Here is a 20,331-nt window from a genome sequence, read left to right on the forward strand (position 1 = left end):
ACATGGACATAGACCACGCCACGGTCGTCGCCTTCTCGAAGAGCTGGGGGTTGTTCTATCTGATCGCCCTGAGCATCGGCGTCCTGATCTACACCTTCCGGCCCTCGAACAAGAAGCGGTTCGACCGGGCCAAGAAGACGATCCTGGACAAGGAGGACAGGCCATGACCGCCAGAGAACGCGACGCCGTCAGCGGCCGCGAGACCACCGGTCACGAATGGAACGGGATCAAGGAGCTCGATACGCCCGTCCCCAAGGGCATCCTCATCTTCCTCATCGTGACTCACGTATTCGCCATCCTCTGGTGGTTCCTGATGCCGGCCTGGCCGCTGGGGTGGACCTACACCAAGGGCCTCCTGGGAACGAACCAACACGAGCGGGTCGAACAGCAACTCGCCCAGGCGGCCGTCGCAAGGTCGGCATGGGAAGAGAAGATCGCTTCGCTGAGCTTCGACGAGATTCAAGCGAACGAACAACTGATGGACATCGTCAGACAGACTGGACACAAGCTCTTCGGCGACAATTGCGCAGCCTGCCACCGGGCGGATGCAACGGGGGGCAGCAACTACCCCGATCTGACGGATGATGACTGGATCTGGGGGGGCGAACCGGAAACCATCGCGGAAACGCTGCGCGTCGGCATCAACTCGCCCCATGGCGAAAGCCGGATGGGTCAGATGCCAGCCTTCGGACGCGACCAGATGCTCGAGCGCAAGCAGGTGGTCAACGTGGCGAACTACGTCTATTCGCTCAGCCATCCCGAATATTCCACTGCCGCGAACATCGACCGGATCGAGGCAGGACACGAAGTCTTCGTGACGACTTGTGCGCCTTGCCATGGTGAAGACGCGCGAGGCTCCCAGGAAATCGGGGCACCCAACCTCACGGACACGGCATGGATATACGGCGGAGATCTTGCGACGATCATCAGCAGCGTCCACGGCGGTCGCCAGGGCCATATGCCCACCTGGGAAGAGCGGCTGACGCCCGTCGATATCAAGATCTTGGCGCTCTACGTGCATTCATTGAGCGTCGCACGGCCGTAACCCAGAACCGGACGATCAGATGCGCAGATCTTTCGCAATCCGGCCGCTCGTCATTCTTCTCGTCCTGGCGGGCATGCTGATCTTCGCCGGAGCCAATGCGCACCTGTTCTATGTTGCATTGACTTCGCAACCCGACTGCGTGGCGCATCTGAAGGAGCCCGGCAGCAAACCCGGCCAATTCCGCGCAGCAAAATCTGCCTGCTGACGGCCGCCATGTCCGGACATCATCACGCCGAGGAGGAAGACATGAACGAAAACGACGAGAGATACGGTCTCCTCACCGAAACCTCGGATGTGAGAGAAACCCTCTCGCCAGAACTGCAGCGCCATCTGCCGCCTGCCACGGCTCTGAACTGGCTGCGTGCAGGCTGGCGGGATCTCATGGCGCAGCCGGGCCCCAGCCTGGCCTATGGTCTCGCGGTATTCCTCGTTTCCGTCCTGGTCGTTTCGGGCTTGTTTTCCTACGGCTGGGGGCAGATTCTCTTTCCGGCGCTCGCAGGCTTCCTGGTCGTCGGCCCAGTCCTGGCGGTCGGCCTCTACCAGAAGAGCCGTGCGATCCGGACCGAGACTCCGGTTTCTCTCAACGACATGCTCGCCGTTCGCGCCCGTTCCGGGACTGGCCAGATCTTCTTCGTCGGGGTTCTTCTCTGCCTGGTGATGCTCCTTTGGGTGCGCGCCGCCGTGCTGATCTACGCCCTGTTCTTCGGTTATCGCCCGTTTCCGGGCTTCGACCACATGACCGCGGTCCTCCTGACGACCGGGACGGGCTGGGGAATGCTCTTGACGGGAACGATCGTCGGCGGCCTGTTCGCCTCATTCTCCTTTGCCACCGGCGCCTTCTCGATTCCCATGCTGCTGAACGAGCGGACAGACGCCGTCACGGCCATGAGCCGCAGCATGGCGCTCGTCTGGAACAACGTGCCCGTCATGCTGGCCTGGGGCGCAATCGTGCTCGGATTGTCAGCCATCGCCCTCCTGACAGGGCTCCTGGGCCTGATCGTGGTGTTCCCGCTGCTCGGCCATGCCACGTGGCACGCCTACGAAGCGATCTGCCGACCGGACCTTTCGAGAAGCGATGCTCCATTGCCTGCAGCGTCCGGCGAGCACTTTACGGGCCCGGCCGAGCTTGCGCGGGACTAAGCCGGTGAGCACGCCATGAGCTGCTGCGCCCAGAACGCCTGTGTCTTTCCGGACGAAGGTCCGCACCTGGGAAGCAGGGCGGAACAGGAAATCCTGCTCGCGCGCCGAATTGTTTCGGACGGCGTGCGGCAAGTGACGCTTTCGGCCCTCGCCATGTCCGGATCGTCCCTGCTGGTGATGGCGAACTCCCTCCGGCCGGGGCGCTACAGGTTCCGCAGTGAGTTCGTCGAAGGGGAGCGGCAGGTGCGCCGCTCGGGGCGCACGGTCCAGGCCATATCGTGAGCAGCCTGATCTATCTCGTCCCGATCGCCCTCGGCATGGGGCTTGTCGGACTCTGCGCCTTTCTCTGGTCGCTCAGGAACGGCCAATACGGGGATCTCGACGGCGCGGCCGAACGCATCCTCATCGACGAGGACAAGCCGATCACTCCTGCCAAGCGCGATCCCGCTTCACCGCGCCGGCCGTCGCGCGCCCGGCCCGATCAGTCGAGTGAAGCCAATGCCACCTCAAGGTCAGAACACCAGGCCGGCAACGGCCGTAAGGACGAAGACCAACGCAATCAGGCTGGGTACGATCACTGCGGCGCCAAAAACCATCGCCAGGATCGAGACCAAATCAGTCGGAAGCTGTGATTTCGAAATCATGACTGAAACATAATCGCGCGCTGCCGTGCGGCAAGAGGCCGGAAGCTGGTTGGTACCGAAGGCCATCGCGGGCTGGTTGCCGACCGGATCGCGGAGCGGCACGGGGTAGTTTTTGATGAGACGGTTCAGGTGATCCGGCCAACCATGTTGGATGGATCCGTGGCCGAACTGCTCGACGCCGAGCTGGGCTCGCCAGCGCTCGAAATCATCAGGCGCTACAGCTCCGCAGGAACGAGCGTTTACGGTGCGTCGCCCTCTTCCAGCTTGAGCCTCAGAGCGGAGATGACCCTATAGGTCGCCTCGACGTCTTCGGTCTGGAGGCCTTCGGATAGGGCATTCACCCACGGCGCTTGCAGCCGCATGGCGTCGTCGTAAGCCTTCATTCCTTTGTTGGTCAGAACGACGAGCTGCGCCCTCCGATGATGAGGGTTTGGCTGGAATTCGACGAGCCCATCCCTCTCCAAGTCGTTGACGATGCGCTGAATGTTCTGCCGGTTCGCGCCCATGTCACGGGCAATCCATGCCACAGGCTGCGGACGCTCCGCCGCTACGATTGTGCCGAGAATTTGCCATCGGGCGCTTGTCAGTCCGAGGCTCGCAACAAGCCTGTCACCTGCCGTAAGCAGACGGCTGTTCAGCCTCAACAGGCCGAAAATCGTCTCACTCAAGGCTGTTCCGGCTGGTGATCGCTTCATCATTTCCATATGGGTTTTAGCAGCGTCATTGACAACATCATGTCAATACCGCTAAGCCTTGCGCTGGATTGACATCATAGCACCATATTGAACCGAGGCAGCCATGATCAAGATCGTGCATCCAGTCGCGGGAGGGGTTGCCGTCCTGACCATCGCAGTCTTTTGGCTGGCCACCGCCCTCAGCGAACTGTTCGCCTCGGCGGAGACGGTTGCTGCCGTTAAAACCGCGATCCCATGGGGCTTCCTGCTGCTCATCCCGGCGCTTGCGGCCACTGGTGGCAGCGGCTTCAATTTGTCGAGGGGGCGACGGCCCCAACTGATCATCACGAAGATCAGGCGCATGGCGGTCAGCGCAGCCAACGGTCTCCTGGTCCTCGTGCCCTCGGCGCTGTTCCTCGCCTCCAGGGCGCAAGCCGGAGAGTTCGACGCTGCTTTCTATGCGGTGCAGGCGCTCGAACTGTTCGCCGGTGCCGTCAACATCACGCTGCTTGGCCTCAACATGCGCGACGGCTTCAAGATGAAGGGCCGTTTCCGACGCCCCGCCAAAACGCACCCGACCACCAGCAGAGGAGTCTGAGATGGCGAAATTCGCAGAAATGGACCCGACCGTATCGCTGGCGTCCCAACTGGCAGATGAGGGCGGTCCTGTGATCCTGATCAACACGTTCGTGGTGCCCCCAGAAGACGCCGACAGGCTGCTTGAGGCTTGGACGAACGACGCCTTCGTGATGAAGCGGCAGCCGGGATTCATCTCGACTCAGCTTCATAGGGGGATCGCAGGGAGCGGCATGTTCCTGAACTACGCGGTGTGGCAGTCTACCGCCCACTTCCGGGCGGCATTCAGCAATCGCGAATTTCAGGCGCAGCTCGGGGCTTATCCGGATAGCGCAACAGCCAGCCCGCACCTATTCCGCAAGGTGGAAGTACCCGGTATCTGCGTGGCCTGACGCCACGGATGCATAATCAAGTCTATCGACGGGCACCGTTACCGTCTGGGCCACACCCAAGTCGGCGTATCCAGATCGGGGGAAAAGGTTTCGCCGAAATTCTTCGCCAAGCGGATCTCGTTCACCGCGCCTTTGCGTTCGATCGCACGGATCAGCGTGTCGCTGTGGCTTACGAGGACAATCTGCCTTTCAGGGGACGCCGTCACCACGAGGCGGGCCAGCGCGGGCATAAGCGACTGGTGAAGGCTTGCCTCCGGCTCGTTCAGAACCATCAGTTCGGGCGGGCGTGGCGACAGAAGCGCCGCCACGAGCAGCAGGAAGCGTAGCGTTCCGTCAGACAGTTCGGCCGCCCCCAGTGGCCGCAGGAGGCCCGGCTGGTGGAACTGGATGCCGCCATGATGACCATCGGCCTCGGTGGTGAGGCTGGAGCCCGGGAAGGCGTGCTCGATCGCCGCATCAAGCGCATCGCAGTCACCAATCGCTCGGATCGTCGCGATCGCCGCGGCGAGATCCGCCCCGTCGCCTGCCAGCACTGGCGTATAGGTCATCACTTGGCGACGGCGTGCAGGTGCTGCGGGATCGGTACGCAGCGAATCATAGAAGCGCCAGTCGCGCATTCGCTCGCGCATGGCCAGCAGCTCGGCGCCGTCCACCGGATCGGCACAGTGAGTCACCATCGAGTCGAATGGCGAAAGGTCGTGCGTGACCTCGCGCCACGAGTGACTGCGGGCAGTTCGCAGCCGCACGAACGGCCCGCGACGCTCGGCGAACATCGCCGCAGGACGAAGCGTCTCTCCGGTCCACATCGCCTCGACTTTGATTGCAGGGTCGAGGGGGAAAGGGTTCCCGGGGCTGGGCATCCCGAGGTCGATCGCGTAGCCGAAATCATCGCTCCCGAAACCGAGCCTGAGGGCGACCGGCCGCTTGCGCACCGTCCCCTGAACAGGATGAACGCCTGCCCGCACCATTCGGCCTATCACCTCCGGTCCCGCCCAAAGCGTCGAGGGCAAACCTCCTTCTGAAGCAAGCGAACCGACGAGCCGACCCTGCGCGGTCTCGGCCAACAGATGAAGAGCGCGGTAGAGACTGGTCTTTCCGCTGCCATTCGCGCCGGTAATGATCGTCAGCCGCCCCAGCGGCACGATGAGGTCGCGCAACGAGCGGTAGCCCGATATGGCCAGTGTCGTAATCAACCGAGGCTCCTTCTCCCCCTCCGTCTGCCTCGAGATCGAGAGCATATCGCCTTGGCAACAATGGGGTTGAGGCGGCACGATTTCGCTCGGCCCGATCCTCTCGGATCACGTCGCGGGCATGCCGCGCGAGACCTCGCGGACAGGATGGATGACCCCGAGCCTTCAGATACGAGGGCGCCATGCAAAGGAGGCGCCGGTTCGGCGCCAGACGCCGCATCGGCAGCGTGGTGTCGGCGAGCGGCCCGGCGAGCATGAGCACGTCCCGACAGTTCGATCGGATGCCGCCCGTCGGATCGTCGAGGAGCGTCAGGCACAACTCCACTGCCGGCTGGAGCATCGGGCGACAAATCTGCATCGCTCGATGCTCTCGATCTCCTTGGTAACGCGCCGGGTGGCCGAGACACCGGTTTCCACTTTTTCGCCCGGCGCTTCAGGCATGCGGCGGGAGCGGCGCGCCCGAAGCCTTTGCTGACAGCCAGTCCCGGACCCGGTGGTAGCGCAGCGAAAGCTGCGGTCCGAACGCCATGTAGAAGGGAGCTGAGCGCCGCGGCTCCAGCCGAAGCGCCAGATCCTCCACCGGCACGTCCATCGCCCATTCCGACAGGATCCCGCCGAGCATCGAGCCGGTTGGCACGCCGCGCCCGGACAGGCCCGTCAGGCCGACCACACCCGGCGCGAGATCATAGAGGCGCGGTACCGTGCGGTATTGCATGTCGAGTTCGCCGAACCAGAGATACTCCCAGCGGATCTCCTCGCGAATGTCCGGATGCAGCCATTTCAGCCGGTCGGTCATCACCTGCCGGGTGTAGGCGAGGTCGGCGCCGCGCCGCCCCATCGGAAACATCGAGGCGACGATGCGCCCCGCGCGATCATATTTGTAGACATAGATGTCGCCCCGCCCGTCGTGCATCGTGGTATTGCTGGGCAGGACCTTGCGGCGCGTCTCTTCCGAAAGCGGCTGCGTCGCGGCCACGAAGACGCGCATGATCTTGAAGGTGCGCTCGAGACCCGGCCAGCCCTCGACCGTATAGGCGCCGGTGGCGAAGATCACCTTGTCGGCCGTCACCGAGCCCTTCGCGGTCGTCACCCGCCATTGTCCGCCCTGCCGCTCGACCGATTTCGCGGGCGATGAGGTGTAGAGCCGGCCCCCTTCAGCCATGACGGCGCGCGCGAGACCGCGGGCATAGCCGAGCGGGTTGAGATGCCCGCCCTCCTCATGCAGCCAGCCGCCCATCAGGCGCGGAGAGCCTGTGATCGCCTCCGCTTCGCCGCGGTCAAGCAGGCGGGTCCTCGCACCGACCGCATTGTATTCCGCGACCTTGTGTTCGAGCGCGCGGATCGATCCGGGCTGCAGAGCGCCCATGACATAGCCGTTCTGCTGCCATTCGCAGGTGATCTGATAGGTGCGGATCATCTCCGCGACCTTGTCGTTGGCGCGCGTCTGGCGGCGGATCAGCCGCGCGGCCCACGGTTCTCCCAGCATCCTGCGCAACTGGGCGAGGTCGTAGTGGGTAAAGGTGGGCGTGCAGTGCCCGGCATTGCGGCCGGAGCCGCCGAAGCCGGCCTCCTGGGCTTCGACAACGACGACGGACACGCCCTTTCGCGCCAGTTCGAGGGCGGTGGTGAGACCGGTATATCCCGCTCCGACCACGCAGACGTCCGCCTTGACCGTCTCGTCCAGGGCGCGCGTCGGCGGCGCCGGCTCGGCGGTGGCGAACCAGAGGGAGTCTTCGAAGGGCGAGAAGCGGTTCATCGTGCGGCCCTTCGCTCAGGTGATGTCGCTGCGCGCGTCGAGCGCGTCGCGCAGGCCGTCGCCGACGAAGTTGAAGCCGGTGACCGCCAGCGTGATCGCGACGCCGGGCACGATGGCGAGCCAGGGCGCCGAGGCAAGATATTGCTGCGCACCGTTGAGCATGTTGCCCCAGCTCGGCAGCGGCGGCTGGATGCCATAGCCGAGAAAGCTGACATAGGCTTCGAGCAGGATCGCGCGCGCCACGGTGAGCGTCGCGGCCACGATGATCGGGCCGATCGCGTTCGGCAAGAGCTCGCGGAACATGATCTGGGAGTTCGGCAGGCCGAGCGTGCGGGCCGCGAGGATGAAGTCGCGATCGCGCAGCGACTTGATCTCGGCCTCGACGATCCGCGCGATCTCCATCCAGCTCGTCGCGGCGATGATGACGGTGATCATGATCGGGCTCGGCTTGATGAAGGCGGCGAGCGCCAGGAGCAGGAAGATACTCGGAAAGGACAGCATGGCGTCGACGAAACGCATCAGTACGACGCCGATCTTGCCGCCGTAATAGCCGGCGACGATGCCGATCAGGCTGCCGAAGACGGTGCTGATCACCATGGCCGCGAAGCCGACGAGAAGCGAGATGCGGCCGGCCATGAACAGTCGCGCGGCGAGGTCGCGCCCGAGCGGATCGGTGCCGAAGATGTGGTAGCCGGTGAAGGGCGGCGAGAACCGCGCCCGCAGGTCGATGAAGAGATCGTCGAAGGGCAGGAGATAGGGCCCCAAGACGCAGGCGAGGATCAGGATCACGATGATCGCCAGTCCGAACAGAGCCATGCGGTGGCGCAGAAAGCGCCGGACGGCGCGGCGGTGCCACCAGCGCTGGGCGGCGACCGTCCCGGAGTTGAAGGTCACGTCGGACATTCCCTGCCTCCTCAGCCAAGCCGGATGCGCGGATCGATGAAGGCAACCGCCAGGTCGGCGAGGAGATTGCCGATCAGGACGAGGATCGCCGACAGCATCAAGAGCCCCATCACGACCGGGTAGTCGCTGTATCCGAGGCTATCGAGGAACAGTCGGCCCATGCCCGGCCAGGTGAAGACCGTCTCGGTGACGAGAGCGCCGCCGAGGATCGTCGGCAGCTGCAGCCCGAGCAGCGTGATCATCGGCACGAGCGAATTGCGCAGGATATGACGCGACAGGATGGCCGACCCCTTCAGCCCCTTCGCCTTCGCCGTGCGGATGAAGTCCTGGTTCATCACGTCGAGGACCGCCGTCCGCATGTAGCGGCTCCAGACCGCGACATTGACGAGGGCCAGCACCAGGCTCGGCATGATCAGATGCACGGCATAGTCGAGGAAGGACCCGTCGCCGATCGTGTACATGTTGCCGGCGGGCAGCCAGCCGAGCTTGAGCGAGAACAGGTAGATCGCGATGAGGCCGAACCAGAAGGTCGGGATCGAGAGCGCAATCATCGCTCCGACGGTGGCGGCGTAGTCGAAGAACGAGTAGCGCCGCAGGGCCCCCAAAACGCCGATCCAGGTTCCGAGCAGGATGGAGATGAGCGTCGAGGTACCCATCAGCAGCAGCGTGGCGAGAAGATGACTCCAGATCACGGCCAGGACGGGTTGGTTGTCCCGGTAGGACCGGCCCCAATCGCCTGCGAGGAGGCGGGTGAACCACTCCCAGTACTGGACCGGGAGCGGGCGATCGAGGCCCATCTGATGCGCGATCCGCGCCAGCTGCGCCTGCGTCATGCCGGGCGTCAGCGCGAATTGCGAGAGCGGGCCGCCGGGGGCGAGGTTGAGCACGGCGAAACCGATCACCGACACGATGAGAAGTAGGACGATGCTCTGCCAGAGCCGTCCGAGCAGAAAGCGCAGCATTCGCCCCTTCCCTTCCGTTCAGGATCTCGAACTGGCGAGGTCGCCGGCCGCGTTTCGCCGGCGATCCTCCTTCGCTGCGTGCGTTAGCCGCCGTGACGACCGCGGTCCGTTCGGCCGCGCGGGCGCGGACGCCGGTTCACTTGTCCCAATACCAGGTGGCGACGTCCCAGCTGTCGATGCGGACGTTCGTGTTGGGGACGACGCCCTCGAGCCCCGTCTTGTGGCCGCGCACCGTCGCGTACTGGAACAGCGGCAGGAACGGCAGGTCGTCGCGGACGACTTCCTGCAGTTCGGAATAGGCCGCCTTGCGCTCGTCCGGCTTGAAGGTCGTGCCGCCCTTCTTCAGGAGTTGGCCGACCTCCTCGTTCTTGTACTGCCAGGTGTTCTGCCCGGCGCCGCCCTGGGCGGGTATCGAATCCGGCCCCAGATAGTCCGACACATCCGGATCGGACCCGGTCAGGAAGTTGATGCCGACGACGACGGAGTCGAATTTCGACATCATCCAGTATTCGCCCCACATTACCGCCGGCGGCAGGTTCGAGATCGTCATTTCGACGCCGATCTCCTTGAAGGACTGCTGGATGAACTGCTGTGCCTGCTCGCGGATATGGTTTCCTGCGGTGGTGGAGTTGGTGAAGGCGAGCTTCACGCCATCCTTCTCGCGGATGCCGTCGCTGCCCGGCTTCCAGCCTGCCTCGTCGAGCAGGCTCTTCGCCTTCTCCGGATCGTATTCGTGCTGCGGAAGGTCCTTGTTGTAGTAGTAGGACTGCTGCGGCATGAAGGTTTCGGTCGGCGACGGCAGGCCGTAATACAGCGCGTCGATGATCGTCTTCTTGTCGAGCCCGTAGTAGAGGGCCTGGCGAACCGCCAGCTCCTTGAACTGCGGCCGCTCCATGTTGAAGGAGAGGGACTCCACCGTCGACGCGGGAACGACGGCAACCGTCTTGCCAGGCAGGTCCTTGGCCTCGTCGTAGTGGTCCGGGGTGATCCACTGCAGCCCGATCACGTCGATGTCGCCGGTCTTGAACTGGGTGTAGAGGACGGTGAGATCGGGGATGTACTTGTAGATCAGGCGTTCGAGATACGGTCCCTCGCCGAAATAGTCCTTGTTCGCATCGAGAGTGATGTGGTCGCCGGCCATCCGCTCGACCCATTTGAACGGGCCGGTGCCGACCGGGGCGTTGTTGAAGGGGGCGTTGTTCGGGTCGGTGCCCTCGAAGGCGTGCTTGGGCACGATGAAGGTCGTGGCCAGGATCGAGGGATAGGGCGCGTAAGGGCTCTTCAGATCGAAGGTCAGCTCCGTCGGGGAGACGACGGTCAGGTTTTCGACGAGTTCATGTCCCGCGCGGCGCCAGCTCTTGAAGTCCGGGTCGACCAGGAGTTCCAGCGTGAACTTCACGTCCTCGGCGGTGAAAGGCTTGCCATCGTGCCATTTGACGCCGTCGCGCAGATGGATCTTCCAGTGCAGGCCGTCCTCGGAGATGCCGCCATTGTCGACGCTCGGGACCTCCCGCGCGAGCGACGGCTGGAACTCGCCCTTCTCGTCGACGATGAAGAGCGGATCGAAAATGGAGAAGTGGATGCCCTCGTCGACCTCGATGTGCGGCATGTGCGGATTGGAGACGGTCGGCTCCTGCGAGAAGCCGACGATGACCTGGCCGGTCGGCTTTTCGGGCGGTGCGGCCAGGGCCGAAGCCCCCTTGCCGACCAGGGCGGGCATGACGAGACCCGCGGCCGACGCACCCATCAGCGTCAGCACCCGGCGCCGCGACGGGCGGATCAAAGAAGGGAAGAGATGGTCTGCCATGTCTGATATCCTTCTGTTTGGTCGATGGTCTGCACTTGGTTCTAAAAGCCGCTGATCGGGGCCACCCTCGATCCGTCGGTGAAGCGGGAGAAGCGGAACTCGGCGGGGTCGACGACCGGCGTGCGGTTCATCACGATATCGGCCATCAGCCGCCCGGCGCCGGGACCGATGCCGAAGCCGTGGCCGGAAAACCCGGTCGCGACGTGAAAGCCCGGAATCTCGTCGATCGCGGAGATCACCGGGATCGCGTCCGGCGTCACATCGATGCGACCGCCCCAATGCTGTGCGATCTCCGCATTCTTGAAGGCCGGGAAGGCGCGCGTCATCTCGCCGAGAGCACGCTCGGTCATTCGCCGGTCCGGCTTGGGGTCGAGAACGCGGCAGTATTCGAAGGGGCTCGCCGCGTCGAGCTTCCACTTTCGCGGCGTGCGGGCCTCCTCCAGGAAGCGCCAGGAGAGCCGGAAATTCAGCGAGTTCCAGTCCTCGCGAAGGGCTGGCAGGAAACGGCGCGCGTAGCGGAAGGAGTTCGGAACGATGTCGACGACGTTCTCGTGGCCGCAGGCGATCGTGTAGCCACCGTCCTGGCGCTTGCGGCACGCGAAGTCCTTCGCCCAGATGGCCTGTTCGGGTCCGCCTTCGAGCGGCTTGGTCCGCAGCACCGAGGCGAGCACCGTCAGCTGCGGCAGGTCGAGGCCGTAGAGGCCGCAGAACAGGTTCGACCAGGCGCCGCCGGCCAGAACCACCGAGGAACAGGCGATCGATCCGCGCTCGGTGACGACACCGGAGATCCGGCCGCCCGTCGTCTCGATGCCGCGCACGGCGCATTCGGTCAGGATCGACGCGCCTCTGTCGCGGGCCGCCTCCGCTATGGCAGGCGCAGCCCTCTGCGGCTCGGCACGGCCGTCGGCGGGCGTGTAGAGCGCGCCCTTCACCTCCAGGTTCGCTTCCGGGAACATCGCCTTGAACTCGCCCGGATCGAGCATCCGGGACGCGATCTGCCAGGGCTCCAGATGCCGCTGCCAATTGGTGTAGTTCTCGACGTCCTTGTCGGTCGGACAGGTGAAGACGATGCCGGAACGGGCGTAGCCGGTCGGGCGGCCGATGCGCCGGTCGAGGTCGCGCCAGATGCGCAGGGCCTCCGCCATCAGCGGCACTTCACGTGGATCGCGGCGCGAGATCCGCACCCAGCCCCAGTTCCGGCTCGACTGCTCCTGGGCGATGCCACCCTTTTCGCAGAGCGCCACGCTTACCCCACGTTCGGCAAGCTCCAGCGCCGTCGAGACGCCGACGATCCCGCCGCCGATGACGACGACATCGACGGCTTCGGGAAGATCGAGATCGCCATGGACGGGCGTGACGAACGGGCCGGGCATGTCAGTACTGCTCCTCAAGCTGGCAGTTCACGGCGAATTCGGCGACGCTCGCCGTATTCGACAGGCCGATCAGCATGGCGATGGCATCGGCGAGTTCGGCGGGGTCGGTCATGGCCTCGGGCTCGCGATCGGTGATGGATCGGGCCATCTGCGTGTCGACGAAGCCGGGGCAGATCGCGGTGGCGCGGATGCCCCTGTCATAGCCCGACTGGCGGATGCCATGCGCCAGCGCGACGGCAGCGAACTTGGTCATGGCATAGAGGCCGGATTTCGCCGACTTCACGCGCTTTCCCGACAGGGATGCGATGATGATCACGCGCCCTCGCCCGCCGGCCGCCAGCGGCTCGAACGCCGCCTTGACCAGCCGGCGCGGCGCCTTGACGTTCACCGCGAACATCCGGTCGAGGTCCTCGTCTTCCGCCTCGATGACCGTCTTCGGGATCATCACCCCGGCATTGGCGACGACCGCGTCGATCCGACCGAAGCGCGCCATCGCTTCCGCCACCCACGCGTCCTCCGCGGACGTCGTCGCGTCATAGGCGAAGAGATGAGTGCGCTCCGGATCTGCGAAGTCCGGCATCTCCGGCCGGCGCATGCCGAGCGAAAGCGCCCATCCGTCCTGCGACAGGCGGCGCGACACGGCCTCGCCGATGCCGCGATTGGCGCCCGAGATCAGTGCCACCGGCCTTGTCTCCACGTCGCTACCCCCGCCCCTCATTGCTCTTGACGATGCGCCAGTAGATGCCGCGCAGGAGGTCGATCACCTGCGCATATTCCTCGTCCGAGATGTCGTGGAAGAAATCCCGCGACTGCCGCACGATCTCCCGGACATCGTCCGACAGCTTTTCGCCCTTGTCGGTCAGGAACAGCGCCTGAACCCGGCCGTCGCTTTCATCCGCCTCGCGGCGGATCAGGCCGTGGCGCTCCATGTCGTCGAACACGCGCGCCATGGCCGAGCGATCCTTCATCGCCGCCGCCGCGACGAGGGACGGCCGGATCCCCGGATGGCGCCCGATCAGAAACAGCGCCGTCACCTTTCCGGTGCCGCGGGCGACATCCAGCCCCTCGAGCCGAGCATCGAGGTCCCGGGTCACCGCGAGGTTGAGGCTGCGGATGAAGAAACTCAGCGTCTCGTCGAGAATGCCGAGGTCCACGTCTTCGACGCGCGTCACCGTGGATCTGGACTGGCTGCGATCAACCGTCATCGCCGGCTCCCCAAAAGAGGTGGCGTCTCGCCTGGCGGGAGTCTGCACCGTTCCTCACGCTGCACCCCCTCTTCACGAAGGACTTTCGGAAAAGTGATGGACGATGTCAACTACTTTTGCCGAAGAATTCCTCTCTCACGAAGGCTGCAAAGAAGTTAGGCATCTTCGCGCAAAAGAGGGTGCATCCAGCAGCTGGCAGCCGCCGGATCGGTGGGGTGGGTAAGAAAAGCACACACGCCACGGCGGGGCCGTGTCGTGTGCGGAAACTGTCAGGCCGCCAGTTCCCAGCGGCGACCCGGGATCGCGGCCACGAGCTTGCGCGTATAGTCGTGGCGGGGGGCCTGAAAGACCTGCGCCGGCGGCCCTGCTTCCACGACGCGGCCGTTCTGCATCACGATGATCTCGTCGCAGATGCGGCTGGCGATCCGCAGGTCATGCGTGATGAAGATCATCGCCAATTTCATCTCGTCCCGGATCTCGCCGAGGAGATCGAGGATCTGGGCCTGGACCGAGACGTCCAGAGCCGAGACCGCCTCGTCCGCGATGATGAGTTCGGGATCGAACATCAGCGCCCGCGCGATTCCGACGCGCTGACGCTGGCCGCCGGAGAATTCGTGCGGGTAGCGGTCGAAGGCCGAGGGATCCAGTCCGACCCTCGACAGGAGGCGAAGTGCCCGCGTCTTGGCCTCTGCCGAGGAGACGCCATGAGCCTTCGGGCCGCAGGTCAGGATCCGGCCGACGGTGTGTCGCGGATTCAGCGAGGCGAACGGATCCTGGAAGATCATCTGGATCAGCGGGCGATGATGTCGGAACTCCGCCTCCGACAAGCCTGCGACGTCCCGGCCGTTGAAGGAGATCGACCCGCCATCCGTGGCGAGGATCTTCATCAGGAGACGGCCGAGCGTCGACTTGCCCGATCCTGACTCGCCGACGATGCCGACGGTCTGGCCCTTGCGCACGAGGAGGCTGACATCGTCGACCGCCCTGACGATACGTGGCGCCTTGAACAGCGAGCCTGGGAGGTGGAATGTCTTCTTCAGCCCCTGCGCATCGAGAACGACGGGCGCCTGATCCGCAACCGCCACCTCCACCTCGTTCATGCGCGGGACCGCCGCGATCAGACGCTGGGTGTAAGGATGAGCCGGATGGCCGAGAACGCTTGCGGCCCGCCCCTCTTCGACCAGCAGCCCCTTCTCCATGACGATCACCCGGTCGGCGATCTCGGCGACGACGCCGAAGTCGTGGGTGATGAACATCACGCCCATGCCTTCCCTGCGCTGGATGTCCCGGATGAGGTCGAGGATCTGAGCCTGCGTCGTCACATCCAGAGCCGTCGTGGGCTCGTCGGCGATCAGCACCGCCGGTTCGAGCGCGAGCGCCATCGCGATCATCACGCGCTGGCGCTGCCCGCCCGAAAGCCGGAACGGGTACTGCTTGCTTATCACCTCGGGGGTGGGCAGGCCGACCTTCTCCAGAAGCTCGATGACGCGTGCCCTGCGGTCCAATTTCACGTGCTGGCGGTGGGCATCGATCACCTCCGCGACCTGATCACCGATCGTCATCAGCGGATTGAGCGCAGACAGCGGGTCCTGGAAGACGATCGAGACGATCCGGCCCCGCAAGCCGCGCAGTTCCGATGGCGAGGCCGTGAGCAGATCTTGCCCGCGCAGCCGGATCGAGCCGCTCTCGACCGTCAGCGCGTCCGGCAGGAGACCCATGATCGCGTTGGCGGTGACCGATTTGCCCGAACCGGATTCACCCACGATGCACAAGATCTCGCCAGCAGCGAGATCGAAGGAGACGTCCTTCACGGCAAAGCCGCGATCCATGCCCGAAGGCAGCGACACGGTCAGGCCGGCGACCTGCAGCAAGGATTCGGGGCCATCAAGCGTGTCGGGCATGTCGCATTCCTCAGAATTCGCTTCGGACCACATTCAGGCTCGCAAGTTGGACGAGCAATGTCCATGCCATCCGGCCACGACGCCGCCGGCAGGGCCCTCCGCCCGAATTCGATCTCGACAGCGAGAGGCGTAAGGGCCCACGCTGACGGCAATGCATGTCCTTCGCCATTCCCAATGCCGGCCCTTGTCTCGAGTTTTCATCGAGAGGCCCTACAGCCAGGGCTGAGCCAAGGGGCTGTTCCTGCAACACGCCTTCACGGTAGCCGATGGCCGTGTCGAAGTCGGCGGCGCGCCGGGCTGGGGCGTGACAGTCAACTCGGCCCTCCGCGACAAGGCGGCTCACGAAGCCAGTCTTCGCACATCATACGCCGTCCGGGGCCGATGCGGGTGGAAGGTTGTCGGGCGCCGGCCCATCGCCAAGCGGCGATCATCGCGCTCGCCGGCATCCGAAAACCTGCACCCTCGTGGACTTTCGACACGGCTGAAGCTGTCAGCCCAGAGCGGACATGCGCGCCAAACACTTGAACATTACAAACATGTATGCAATGTTGCAGGAATGAACGACGACTCGGCCGTTGCCGCCCTTTCCGCCCTCGCTCACGCCGATCGCCTTGCGGCCTTCCGGATGCTCGTCCGTGCCGGGCCGAACGGCATGCCGTCCGGTGAGATCGCCGAGGCGCTTGCCATCGCGCCAACGCGGATGAGCTTCCACCTTGCGACCTTGGAACGTGCGAAGCTGCTGCACTCCTGGCGTGACGGGCGGCGCATCCTCTATGCGGCGAGCTACGACGACATGCGCCAGCTCCTCGCCTTCCTCACCGAAGACTGCTGTTCCGGCAATCCCGAGATCTGCGGGAACCTGCATGACACCTTCACCTCCACCTGCGCCCCGAAGACCTGCCTATGAGTATTCAGCCCTTCAGCGTCCTGTTTCTCTGCACGGGCAACTCCGCCCGTTCGATCCTTGCCGAAAGCATCCTGCGCAAGGATGGTGCCGGGCGCTTCAACGCCTTCTCCGCCGGAAGCCGGCCGAAAGGCGAGGTGAACCCGATGGCGCTGGAGGTGCTGGCCGAGTTCGGCTACCCGACGGACGGGATGCGGTCGAAGTCCTGGGACGAGTTCGCCGCGCCCGACGCCCCCGTCATGGACTTCGTCTTCACGGTCTGCGACCAGGCTGCGGGTGAGGCCTGCCCCATCTGGCCGGGTCAACCGATCTCAGCCCATTGGGGCATTGAGGATCCAAGTCACGAGGTCCGTGACGACATCTGGAAGCGGGCCGCCTTCACGCAGGCATTCCGCTACATGAAGAACCGCATTTCTGCCTTCATCGCCTTGCCCGTCGAAAGCCTGGAGCGGATCCGTCTGGCCGCCAAGGTGAAGGAAATCGGCCATCTCGAGGGCGCCTCCTTCCGCACGCCCGACCGCGCCTGAGGCATTCGCCATGACCGTCACGATATACCACAACCCCGCCTGTGGAACGTCGCGCAACACGCTGGAGATGATCCGCCGGTCGGGCGAAGAGCCTGAGGTCATCGAGTACCTGAAGACCCCGCCGAGCCGGGAGCGGCTGGTGGAACTGATAGGCCTTATGGGCGTACGACCGCGAGACCTCTTGAGAGAGAAGGGCACGCCCTACGCCGAGCTCGGCCTCGGCGACGAATCCCTCTCGGACGATGCCCTTCTCGACGCGATGATGGCGCACCCGATCCTGATCAACCGGCCGGTCGTCGTGACGGAAAAGGGTGTTGCGCTCTGCCGCCCATCGGAGAAAGTGCTGGCGCTCCTCCGGAGCCCTGTCGCTTCCTTCACGAAAGAGGACGGCGAGACCGTCACAGCGCCCGGCATAGCGACATGACTCCTCCTGCCTCCCTCAACCTGCCGAGCGTCGACCCGTCCAATCTCGCTGGACTGACGTAGACGCGCCGGTTGCTCCAACGCGTTGTCAGCGTCTGCGAGGAATTGGTGAAGTTCACCTGTCTCGTGAGCGGTCGATCTGCCTCTTTGACGAACCGCTACTCCGAACGCGCATCGAAAGTGCTCAGAAGCTGTCCGAGCGCGCGAACCGGCGCACCCTCACAGGTCCCTCCGGCATCCTGCTTCCTGCAACCGCGGACGTATCCATGCTCGCTCTCGCGATCTTCATCGCCACACTCGTTTTCGTAATCTGGCAGCCTCGGGGCCTCGGCATCGGGTGGTCCGCACTGGCTGGCGCTGCCGTTGCGCTTGCGACCGGGGTCGTAGGTTGGAGCGATGTGGGGACAGTCTGGGAGATCGTCTGGGACGCGACCTTCACCTTCGTTGCCTTGATCATCATCTCCCTCGTCCTCGACGAGGCTGGGTTTTTCGCCTGGGCGGCTCTCCACGTCGCCCGCTGGGGCGGGGGGAACGGGCGGCGTCTGTTCCCTCTCGTCGTTGTCCTCGGCGCTGCAATCGCGGCCTTCTTCGCCAATGACGGCGCGGCGCTGCTCCTCACCCCGATCGTCCTTGCCATTCTTCTGCGGCTTCGGTTCCCTGCCGCCGGCGCATTGGCATTCACGGTTGCCTGCGGCTTCGTCGCGGACACGACCAGCCTTCCATTCGTGGTGTCGAACCTCGTGAACATCGTCACGGCGAACTTCTTCAATATCTCCTTCGATCGCTATGCCGCAGTCATGGTTCCCGTGAACCTCGTCTCGCTTATGGCAACGCTTCTCGTCCTATGGATTTGGTTCCGCCGGGATATCCCGGTTACCTATCGCGTCGACGAATTGGATGAACCGCGCCACGCGATCCGCGACCACGCCGTCTTCCGGACGGCGTTCCCCCTCCTGGGGCTTCTCCTTGTCGCCTACTTCGTGACGGGGCCGCTGGGCGTTCCGATCGCCTTCGTCACTGGCGCTGCAGCCCTCGCCCTTCTGGCCGTCGCTGGCCGCTGGCTTTGGGGTGGACGCGCGGTAGTGGACATTTACGGGGTTCTTCGCGGCGCGCCCTGGCAGATCGTCCTGTTCTCGGTAGGCATGTATCTCGTCGTCTATGGTCTCGGGAATGCCGGGCTCACGGACATTGCCGCAGACATCCTGCGGTGGCTTGCCCTTCAGGGTACGTTCGTCGCCACCATCGGCACGGGCTTTGTCGTGGCAGCCCTGGCTTCGATCATGAACAACATGCCTGCAACCCTCGTCGGGGCCCTCGCAATCGACCAGGCGGACGTGGCGCCTATGACGCGCGAACTCATGATCTATGCCAATGTCGTCGGGAACGACCTCGGGCCGAAATTTACACCCATCGGGTCCCTCGCGACCCTTCTTTGGCTTCATGTCCTCGTCGGCAAGGGGCAGCGGATCACTTGGGGGCAGTACATGAAGGTCGGCCTTGTTCTGACACCTCCGGTCCTCCTCGCAGCCCTCGTCGCGCTATGGGTCTGGCTTCCTTTCGTGTCGTCCCAATGAGGACGCCGCGCCATGGCCGGAATACCTCCTTCCGCCGAGAGGCGGGGTTTCGAACGTGAGGGCACGCGTCATGCCGCACATTTGCGCCGAGCCTGTCACCGTCGACACAGGCAGCGCCGACGAGACGGCAATGCAGGGGCCGTTGCTGATGCTCGCCGCCGATTCCAGAAGACCGATAAAGCCCCGATCGAAAGACGCCCGTCACGATTCTTGGTCGAGATAACTCCGCACGTAGAACTTCTCTCCGACCCGCAGAAGGACAGCGGCGATCGGAGTGGCGAGCGCCAGGCCCAGGACTCCGAAGAGAACGCCGAAAAGCAGCTGGACCGAAATCGTCAGCGCTGGCGGGAGCGAGACCGCCTCCTCCTGGACCCGAGGCGTAATGACGTAGCTCTCGACGGTCTGGATGGCGACATAGAGCGCGACGATCCACAGCGCGGTAGACACACCTTCCGACAGTCCGAGCAGGACCGCAGGAACCGCCGCCAAGACGGGTCCGATGTTTGGGACGAAGGTGAGGATCGCCGCGATGACGGCAAGAACCAGAGCCAATGGAACGTCGAGCGCCCACAGGCCAAGTCCGGTGAGCACGCCGACCACGGTCATCGACACGAATTGGGCCTTCAGCCAGCCTCGCAGGGCAACACCCGCCTCGCTTAGAATCTTGGCAGCCTTGGGCCGCAAAGTGGGGGCAAGGAGGCGCGTGGCGCCCCTGACGTAGATGCCGGGGCTGATGGCGCCATAGAGCCCGACGAACACGATGACGACCGCATTTCCGAGCGCGCCGAACGTGGCGGAAAAGGCGGTGGTGGCACCGCTCCCGGATGGGAGCAACTTGCCGGCATCAACCAGATCCAGCAGACGTCGGAGCCAGCCGTGCTCGTCCACATAGCCGCGGGCCCCCTGGAGTGCCTCGGGGAAACTGTCGATCAGCTTCTGGACCTGATCTGCGAGAGCGGCTCCCGCAATAGCCAGGAAGGCGACGATCGCGGTGAGGAGCACGACTGAAAAGACCGTTAGCCCGATATTTCTCCCCGCTCCGACGTGCTTCGCTGTCCAGTCCCCTCCGCCCCTCAGAAAGACGGCCAGCAAGACGCCCGCGAAGACGGCCAACAGCACGTCGGGAGCAAGCCAGAGAACGAGGATGGCGACTGAGGTCAGGACCAGGACGGAGACGATGCGGCGGGACATTTGGACCTTGGCGGAGAGAGTTCTGGACAAGGATAGTGCAGTGGCTCGCGGTATCCGCCCGAGCGATAGAACGGCAGGAGCCGCGGCTGGCGTCGCGGGCCATGGACCGAAACCGGCGGGATCTTGGTACCACTCGAGAGAATG

The 20,331-nt window shown here is 64.5% G+C and carries 23 protein-coding genes and 1 pseudogene; 13 read left to right on the top strand and 11 right to left on the bottom strand.

Annotated elements, in window-relative coordinates; translation table 11 throughout:
* Positions 1-2 precede the first annotated feature (2 nt).
* The 7 genes and pseudogenes from LH400_RS04965 to LH400_RS26270 all read left to right on the top strand — a co-directional run bounded on the left by LH400_RS04965 (position 3) and on the right by LH400_RS26270 (position 3,123).
* Positions 3-167, top strand: a complete 165-nt coding sequence (locus tag LH400_RS04965) for a cbb3-type cytochrome c oxidase subunit 3 (protein ID WP_229151567.1) — start codon at positions 3-5, stop codon at positions 165-167.
* Positions 164-1,045: a cytochrome-c oxidase, cbb3-type subunit III gene (gene ccoP / locus LH400_RS04970; RefSeq protein ID WP_229151568.1), complete on the top strand. Its 882-nt coding sequence runs from the start codon at positions 164-166 to the stop codon at positions 1,043-1,045. Before LH400_RS04965 ends, ccoP begins: the two co-directional genes overlap by 4 nt.
* A 19-nt stretch (positions 1,046-1,064) precedes the next feature.
* Positions 1,065-1,250: a hypothetical protein gene (locus tag LH400_RS04975; protein ID WP_229151621.1), complete on the top strand. Its 186-nt coding sequence runs from the start codon at positions 1,065-1,067 to the stop codon at positions 1,248-1,250.
* 41 nt (positions 1,251-1,291) lie between these two features.
* On the top strand, positions 1,292-2,185 hold the full coding sequence (locus LH400_RS04980; protein WP_229151569.1) for a DUF2189 domain-containing protein: 894 nt from the start codon (positions 1,292-1,294) through the stop codon (positions 2,183-2,185).
* A gap of 15 nt (positions 2,186-2,200) precedes the next feature.
* Positions 2,201-2,467, top strand: coding sequence for a hypothetical protein (locus LH400_RS04985; protein ID WP_229151570.1), 267 nt, complete (start codon positions 2,201-2,203; stop codon positions 2,465-2,467).
* Positions 2,464-2,613, top strand: a pseudogene (gene ccoS / locus LH400_RS04990) (cbb3-type cytochrome oxidase assembly protein CcoS); the annotation flags it as partial. The gene LH400_RS04985 and the pseudogene ccoS, both read left to right, overlap by 4 nt.
* A gap of 303 nt (positions 2,614-2,916) precedes the next feature.
* Entirely contained in the window at positions 2,917-3,123 is a 207-nt protein-coding gene (locus LH400_RS26270) for a GntR family transcriptional regulator (protein WP_370638335.1), read from the top strand.
* Here the strand turns inward: LH400_RS26270 and LH400_RS04995 are convergent.
* Positions 3,069-3,533: a MarR family winged helix-turn-helix transcriptional regulator gene (locus tag LH400_RS04995; RefSeq protein WP_229151571.1), complete on the bottom strand. Its 465-nt coding sequence runs from the start codon at positions 3,531-3,533 to the stop codon at positions 3,069-3,071. The genes LH400_RS26270 and LH400_RS04995 overlap by 55 nt on opposite strands.
* Before the next feature lie 94 nt (positions 3,534-3,627).
* Between LH400_RS04995 and LH400_RS05000 the strand changes: the two genes are divergently transcribed.
* Both LH400_RS05000 and LH400_RS05005 read left to right on the top strand, forming a co-directional pair.
* On the top strand, positions 3,628-4,101 hold the full coding sequence (locus tag LH400_RS05000; protein WP_229151572.1) for a hypothetical protein: 474 nt from the start codon (positions 3,628-3,630) through the stop codon (positions 4,099-4,101).
* A 1-nt stretch (position 4,102) separates the two neighbouring features.
* Positions 4,103-4,471 (top strand): antibiotic biosynthesis monooxygenase family protein, encoded by a 369-nt coding sequence (locus LH400_RS05005; protein ID WP_229151573.1) that lies wholly within the window; start codon positions 4,103-4,105, stop codon positions 4,469-4,471.
* A 38-nt stretch (positions 4,472-4,509) separates the two neighbouring features.
* Here LH400_RS05005 and LH400_RS05010 read toward each other — a convergent pair whose 3' ends face one another.
* The 9 genes from LH400_RS05010 to LH400_RS05050 all read right to left on the bottom strand — a co-directional run bounded on the left by LH400_RS05010 (position 4,510) and on the right by LH400_RS05050 (position 15,568).
* The gene (locus LH400_RS05010) at positions 4,510-5,664 is read right to left on the bottom strand and encodes an AAA family ATPase (RefSeq protein ID WP_229151574.1); all 1,155 of its coding nucleotides are present in this window, start codon (positions 5,662-5,664) and stop codon (positions 4,510-4,512) included.
* Positions 5,665-6,094: 430 nt separating this feature from the next.
* Positions 6,095-7,417 (bottom strand): NAD(P)/FAD-dependent oxidoreductase, encoded by a 1,323-nt coding sequence (locus LH400_RS05015; protein WP_229151575.1) that lies wholly within the window; start codon positions 7,415-7,417, stop codon positions 6,095-6,097.
* 15 nt (positions 7,418-7,432) lie between these two features.
* Positions 7,433-8,320: an ABC transporter permease gene (locus tag LH400_RS05020; RefSeq protein WP_229151576.1), complete on the bottom strand. Its 888-nt coding sequence runs from the start codon at positions 8,318-8,320 to the stop codon at positions 7,433-7,435.
* Positions 8,321-8,331: 11 nt separating this feature from the next.
* Positions 8,332-9,282, bottom strand: coding sequence for an ABC transporter permease (locus LH400_RS05025; RefSeq protein WP_229151577.1), 951 nt, complete (start codon positions 9,280-9,282; stop codon positions 8,332-8,334).
* A 136-nt stretch (positions 9,283-9,418) separates the two neighbouring features.
* Positions 9,419-11,089, bottom strand: coding sequence for a peptide ABC transporter substrate-binding protein (locus LH400_RS05030; protein ID WP_229151578.1), 1,671 nt, complete (start codon positions 11,087-11,089; stop codon positions 9,419-9,421).
* A gap of 41 nt (positions 11,090-11,130) precedes the next feature.
* Positions 11,131-12,462: an NAD(P)/FAD-dependent oxidoreductase gene (locus LH400_RS05035; protein ID WP_229151579.1), complete on the bottom strand. Its 1,332-nt coding sequence runs from the start codon at positions 12,460-12,462 to the stop codon at positions 11,131-11,133.
* 1 nt (position 12,463) lies between these two features.
* Positions 12,464-13,180 carry an SDR family NAD(P)-dependent oxidoreductase gene (locus LH400_RS05040; protein WP_229151580.1) on the bottom strand — a complete coding sequence of 239 codons (717 nt, stop codon included), beginning with the start codon at positions 13,178-13,180 and terminating at the stop codon, positions 12,464-12,466.
* The gene (locus LH400_RS05045; RefSeq protein WP_229151581.1) at positions 13,164-13,667 is read right to left on the bottom strand and encodes a MarR family winged helix-turn-helix transcriptional regulator; all 504 of its coding nucleotides are present in this window, start codon (positions 13,665-13,667) and stop codon (positions 13,164-13,166) included. The genes LH400_RS05040 and LH400_RS05045 overlap by 17 nt, the downstream gene beginning before the upstream one ends.
* A 269-nt stretch (positions 13,668-13,936) precedes the next feature.
* On the bottom strand, positions 13,937-15,568 hold the full coding sequence (locus tag LH400_RS05050; protein ID WP_229151582.1) for an ABC transporter ATP-binding protein: 1,632 nt from the start codon (positions 15,566-15,568) through the stop codon (positions 13,937-13,939).
* A 556-nt stretch (positions 15,569-16,124) separates the two neighbouring features.
* Between LH400_RS05050 and LH400_RS05055 the strand changes: the two genes are divergently transcribed.
* The 4 genes from LH400_RS05055 to LH400_RS05070 all read left to right on the top strand — a co-directional run bounded on the left by LH400_RS05055 (position 16,125) and on the right by LH400_RS05070 (position 18,996).
* Entirely contained in the window at positions 16,125-16,475 is a 351-nt protein-coding gene (locus tag LH400_RS05055; protein ID WP_229151583.1) for an ArsR/SmtB family transcription factor, read from the top strand.
* A complete protein-coding gene (locus LH400_RS05060; protein ID WP_229151584.1) occupies positions 16,472-16,999 on the top strand; it encodes an arsenate reductase ArsC in 528 nt (175 codons plus the stop codon). The genes LH400_RS05055 and LH400_RS05060 overlap by 4 nt, the downstream gene beginning before the upstream one ends.
* Positions 17,000-17,009: 10 nt before the next feature.
* Positions 17,010-17,423, top strand: a complete 414-nt coding sequence (gene arsC, locus LH400_RS05065) for an arsenate reductase (glutaredoxin) (RefSeq protein ID WP_229151585.1) — start codon at positions 17,010-17,012, stop codon at positions 17,421-17,423.
* A gap of 265 nt (positions 17,424-17,688) precedes the next feature.
* The gene (locus LH400_RS05070) at positions 17,689-18,996 is read left to right on the top strand and encodes an arsenic transporter (RefSeq protein WP_229151586.1); all 1,308 of its coding nucleotides are present in this window, start codon (positions 17,689-17,691) and stop codon (positions 18,994-18,996) included.
* 201 nt (positions 18,997-19,197) lie between these two features.
* Here LH400_RS05070 and LH400_RS05075 read toward each other — a convergent pair whose 3' ends face one another.
* The gene (locus LH400_RS05075; protein WP_229151587.1) at positions 19,198-20,187 is read right to left on the bottom strand and encodes an AI-2E family transporter; all 990 of its coding nucleotides are present in this window, start codon (positions 20,185-20,187) and stop codon (positions 19,198-19,200) included.
* Positions 20,188-20,331 lie beyond the last annotated feature (144 nt).

The sequence above is a fragment of the Jiella soli genome (assembly GCF_020615385.1).
In the GTDB taxonomy this organism is placed as follows: domain Bacteria; phylum Pseudomonadota; class Alphaproteobacteria; order Rhizobiales; family Rhizobiaceae; genus VKMB-3413.